This is a genomic window from Polaromonas sp. (assembly GCF_031411155.1).
In the GTDB taxonomy this organism is placed as follows: Bacteria; Pseudomonadota; Gammaproteobacteria; order Burkholderiales; family Burkholderiaceae_C; genus Polaromonas.
In genome coordinates, this window is sequence record NZ_JANOAL010000217.1 from 1 (window position 1) to 4,127 (window position 4,127).

At 64.6% G+C, this 4,127-nt stretch carries 5 protein-coding genes and 2 pseudogenes; 4 read left to right on the forward strand and 3 right to left on the reverse strand.

Features of this window, described 5'->3' with window-relative positions; translation table 11 throughout:
* The 3 genes and pseudogenes from RMO23_RS13655 to RMO23_RS13665 form a co-directional block, all read right to left on the reverse strand.
* Positions 1 to 197: pseudogene (locus RMO23_RS13655) on the reverse strand (hypothetical protein); the annotation flags it as partial.
* A complete protein-coding gene (locus RMO23_RS13660; protein WP_309682497.1) occupies positions 194 to 1,201 on the reverse strand; it encodes an MlaD family protein in 1,008 nt (335 codons plus the stop codon). The gene RMO23_RS13660 and the pseudogene RMO23_RS13655, both read right to left, overlap by 4 nt.
* A 39-nt stretch (positions 1,202 to 1,240) precedes the next feature.
* Complete coding sequence (locus RMO23_RS13665; RefSeq protein ID WP_309682500.1) at positions 1,241 to 2,035, reverse strand: ABC transporter permease; 795 nt, start codon at positions 2,033 to 2,035, stop codon at positions 1,241 to 1,243.
* 106 nt (positions 2,036 to 2,141) lie between these two features.
* Here RMO23_RS13665 and RMO23_RS13670 point away from each other — a divergent pair, with 106 nt between their 5' ends.
* From RMO23_RS13670 to RMO23_RS13685, 4 genes and pseudogenes are all read left to right on the forward strand, one after another.
* Positions 2,142 to 2,795: a LysE family transporter gene (locus RMO23_RS13670; RefSeq protein WP_309682503.1), complete on the forward strand. Its 654-nt coding sequence runs from the start codon at positions 2,142 to 2,144 to the stop codon at positions 2,793 to 2,795.
* Positions 2,796 to 2,894: 99 nt separating this feature from the next.
* Positions 2,895 to 3,536 carry a LysE family translocator gene (locus RMO23_RS13675; protein ID WP_309682506.1) on the forward strand — a complete coding sequence of 214 codons (642 nt, stop codon included), beginning with the start codon at positions 2,895 to 2,897 and terminating at the stop codon, positions 3,534 to 3,536.
* 2 nt (positions 3,537 to 3,538) lie between these two features.
* Positions 3,539 to 3,850 carry a DUF167 family protein gene (locus RMO23_RS13680; protein WP_309682509.1) on the forward strand — a complete coding sequence of 104 codons (312 nt, stop codon included), beginning with the start codon at positions 3,539 to 3,541 and terminating at the stop codon, positions 3,848 to 3,850.
* 54 nt (positions 3,851 to 3,904) lie between these two features.
* Positions 3,905 to 4,127: pseudogene (locus RMO23_RS13685) on the forward strand (protein-disulfide reductase); the annotation flags it as partial.

A 4,127-nucleotide genomic window follows, 5' to 3' on the forward strand; every position in this document is an offset into this window, starting at 1 on the left:
AGCTGGCTGCGCGCGCGCTCCAGCTCGGCGGTTTCGACCCGGCTGTTGCCTTCCATGTAGGCGGCGACCGAGCGCTCCATCGAGCCCTTGGCTTCAAGCTGCCAGTCGGGCGGTTTGGGGCCGCTGGCGCAGGCGCTGAGAACCAATACGGCGAATATGGCGGTTAGCGCAGTTATTAATTTGATGCGGGTCTTCATGGCAGTTTCATCTCCGCATTCCTGGCAAAGGGCCACTTGCGGTTGATCTCGTTGACCAGGCCCTCGACCTTGCGCAGGCTGGCTTCGACATCGCCGCGCAGCGCGCCGAGGTCGGCGGTGGCGTCTTTGGCGTTGCTGCTGATGGCCTGCGCATCGACCAGAATCGCATCGACTTTTTTCAGGCTGGTGCGCGCCTCGCCCAGCATGGCGTTGAGCTGCACGATGGTGGCGCGGGTTTCAGGCATCACGCCCTTGTCGCCAAACACCTGGGTGTCGGTCTTGGCGGCCAGGCCGTCGAGTTTGGCCAGCAGCGAGTTGGTGCGGTCCAGCGTCAGCGCCAGTTTTTTAGCCTCGGCCTCGCTGCCCAGCAGCACGGTCAGCGCGCCGCCGGGGCCGTTGAGGCGCTGCGTCAGGGTCTGCAGATTGGCCAGGCTGGCGCCGACCGCACCGCTGCTGCCGGTCAGGCTGCTCAGGTTTTCAATCAGGTCCTTGGCCGCGGCGATGGTTTTGGGGATTTCCGCGGCGGCGTCGCCCAGCAGCACGCTGCGCACGGCGCCGTCGGGCAGCGGCGGGTCATTGAGCAGGCCGGTGTAGGCGCGAATGTTGGTGCCGCCGACCAGGCCGCGCACCAGCGTAAAGACGCTGCTGGTGCGCAGCCAGTGCGCGTCTTTGCTGGTCACATCGACCAGGATGCGGGCCTTGCCGTCTTCGGCCAGTTCGATGCGCCGCACCCGGCCAATCGGAAAACCCGAAAACGTCAGGTCCATGCCGACCACCACGCCCTCGGAGTCGTCGGCCATCAGCACCAGCCGCTGGGTGGCGTCAAATGCGCCGCGCGCGTACAGCACGAACAGCGCCGACCCGACCACCAGCAGCAGCATGAAGACCAGCAGCAGCACGGCCTTGAACTCCAGGTGAGCCACCCGCTCGGACGTGGGAGCCGGAGCGGGTGCCGCGTCTAGCGCCGGAATGTCAGGTGCGGGAGGATCTTGGGGTGGGCTCATGGGCGGTTGGATGAAGGTCGGGGGGTGATGTTCAATGACTCAATAGTAGTTACCGACCAGCGAGGCCATTTCTATCAGCAAGATCACGGCAAACATGCGCACCAGCCCGCGCATTTCGGCGCTGGTGCGGGTGCTGGTTTCGGCCATGCCGTACAGGGCCGAGGCCATCGGAATCAAGGACACGGCCAAGCTGAAAAAAATGGTTTTCAGCAGAAAAATCAGGCTGACCGCCGGGTTGAAGACCTGGCCAAAAAGGCGGGTGTAGGCCGCCAGGCCCGACAGCCGGAAACCATACACCGCCAGGTAGGCCACCACCAGCGCCACCACGCAGCTCAACGCGGCCAGCGTGATGGTCGAGAAAATGCCCGACGCCACGCGCGGCAGCACCTCGCGGCTGACCGGATCGATGCCGCGCCGGCGCAGCGCCTCCAGGTCGCCCCGGGCCTGCAGCTCGGCCAGTTCGGCGCCATCGGGAATGGTGCAGCGCAGGGCCACAAACAGCGCGGCGGTCAGCGGAATCAATTCAAGCACCAGCACCCGGATCACGACCTGCAGCGCGTACTGCGACAGGCCGTAACTGAGCGCGGTGGTGGTGACGATGCGGGTCAGCACCAGGCTGATCAGCGCGCACAGCACGGTAAAGCCCATCAAAATCGGTGCGGTATTGAGGTAAATGTGGCGCGCCAGCACCTTGCGGTTGTCACGGCTGTAGCTGGACGGCGACAGCGTCAGCACCAGAATGATCGCCCCCAGGTGCACCAGCCGCCACCAGGCCGTCAGCCAGCGCTGCACCGTGCGGTTGGCCCCGGTGAGCCAGTGCTGCAATGGTGGCATGGGAGTCATGGCCGCATGATAACTGGGGGCATGGGCAATGCTTGTAGGATAAGGTTTGTTTCAAAATTGACCCCTTTTCACTGAACCCCGACCTCCTCCTGACACCATGGCCCTGCACACCTGGACTGCTTACCTGATCGCCTCGCTGCTGATTGCCATTTCTCCCGGCTCGGGCGCGATTCTGGCCATGAGCCACGGCCTGAGCTACGGCGTCAGGCGCACGCAGGCCACCATTGCCGGGCTGCAGGCCGGTTTGCTGATCATCCTGGTGGTGGCGGGCGCCGGCGTCGGCTCGCTGCTGGTGGCGTCTGAGCTGGCCTTCAGCATCGTCAAGACGCTGGGCGCCGCCTACCTGATTTACCTGGGCTGGTCGCAGTGGCGCTCGACGGGAGCCATGCTGCCCAAGGGGGTGGGCGCCCCGGCCAGCGGCGCGGCGCTGCCGTCGACCCGCAAGCGCTGGTTTACCGGCCTCCTGACCAATATGACCAACCCCAAGGGCATTCTGTTCATGGTGGCGGTGCTGCCGCAGTTCATCAACCCGGCCCGCCCGCTGTGGCTGCAGCTGCTGGTGATTGCGGTCACCACGGTGGCGGTGGACACGGTGGTGATGCACGGCTATGCCTTTGCCGCCAGCCGGCTGCAGGCGCTGTTTGGCAATGCCCAGGCCCTGAAGCTGCAAAACCGGCTGTTCGGCGGCCTGCTGATGGCCGTGGGCGCCGGCCTGTTTTTTGTCAAGCGCGGCCAGGAGGCGGCGCCGTAGTTTTTACACGCTATCAAAACGATAGCTGCTGGCACCCTAAAACATTGGGCTACAGGCATAAATCATGCTCAAACCGGCCTTTTTTCACTGCTCACGCCCATGACCTCCTCCGCCTGGCTCCTGTTCATCACCATTTCGCTGGTCACCGCCTTCAGCCCCGGGCCGGGTATTTTGCTGGCCATCTCCAACGCGGTAGCTTGGGGCCCGCGCAAAACACTGTGCAGCACCGCCGGCAATGTGCTGGGCGTATTTGCCGTGTCGGGCGCGGCGATGGCGGGCCTGGGGACCTTGCTGCACACCTCAGCCTGGCTGTTCGCGCTGCTCAAGACCGCCGGCGCGCTGTACCTGGTTTACCTCGGCTACCGTCAATGGACCAGCCAGAGCTCGATGTTCAACCAGCCTTTGTCCAGCAACGTGCAAGCCGAAAAAAGCAAGACCGCCATGTTCCGCCAGGGCCTGCTGGTGGCGCTGACCAACCCGAAAAGCATTCTGTTCTTCACCGCGCTGTTTCCCCAGTTCATCCAGCCCGGGGCACCGATGCTGCCGCAATTCCTGGCGCTGACCAGCACCTTTGCCGCCTGCGTGCTGACATCTCACTTCGCCTACGTGCTGCTGGCCAGGCACACCCACCGCTGGTTTGGCACCGCGCAACGGGCGCGCCTGTTCAACCGCGTCTGCGGCGGCGCGTTTGGCCTGCTGGGTTTAGGCCTGCTACGCCTGAAGAGCCCAGGCGCCGCCTGACCATGGCGGCGCCGCGCAACGCCACGGGCGACACGTTTTTTGCCTGGGACGGCGATGTGCTGGTGCTCAACATCCTGGGCAAGCCGGCCGCCAGCCGCGACGCGATTGGCAAGCCCAAGGGCACGCAGCTCAAAATCAGCGTCACCGCCGCCCCGAAAAACGGCAAGGCCACCGACCACATGGTGCGCTTTCTGGCGCCCTTGTTTGGCGTGGCGGTAGCCGATATCGAGGTGGTGTTTGGGCAAGAAAGCGTGCACAAGCAACTGCGCATCAAAGCGCCGAAGAAGCTGCCTGCGGTGTTCACCAGCGTCTGACCCGGAACTTTGCGCCCTGCCAGCCGCTCCCACCCGGCATACTCTGGCCCCACCATGCTGCACCGTTTCCTCACCGCTCTGCTTTTAATAGCTGCCTACGCTCTGCCCATAAGCGCGAGCGCCCAAAAAACTATAAATTCCGTTGTCACCACGCCGCAGGTGCGCGCCGAGCTGCTCGCGCATGCGCCGCAGGGCGTGGTGCCCGGCCAGCCGGTGTGGGTGGGGCTGCAAATCGTCCACCAGCCCGAATGGCATACCTACTGGAAGAACTCCGGCG

Bases quoted from the DNA above. Each gene is read 5' to 3' on its own strand.
- RMO23_RS13660 (WP_309682497.1), bottom strand. From the start codon at position 1,201: ATGAGCCCACCCCAAGATCCTCCCGCACCTGACATTCCGGCGCTAGAC.
- RMO23_RS13665 (WP_309682500.1), bottom strand. From the start codon at position 2,035: ATGCCACCATTGCAGCACTGGCTCACCGGGGCCAACCGCACGGTGCAG.
- RMO23_RS13670 (WP_309682503.1), top strand. From the start codon at position 2,142: ATGGCCCTGCACACCTGGACTGCTTACCTGATCGCCTCGCTGCTGATT.
- RMO23_RS13675 (WP_309682506.1), top strand. From the start codon at position 2,895: ATGACCTCCTCCGCCTGGCTCCTGTTCATCACCATTTCGCTGGTCACC.
- RMO23_RS13680 (WP_309682509.1), top strand. From the start codon at position 3,539: ATGGCGGCGCCGCGCAACGCCACGGGCGACACGTTTTTTGCCTGGGAC.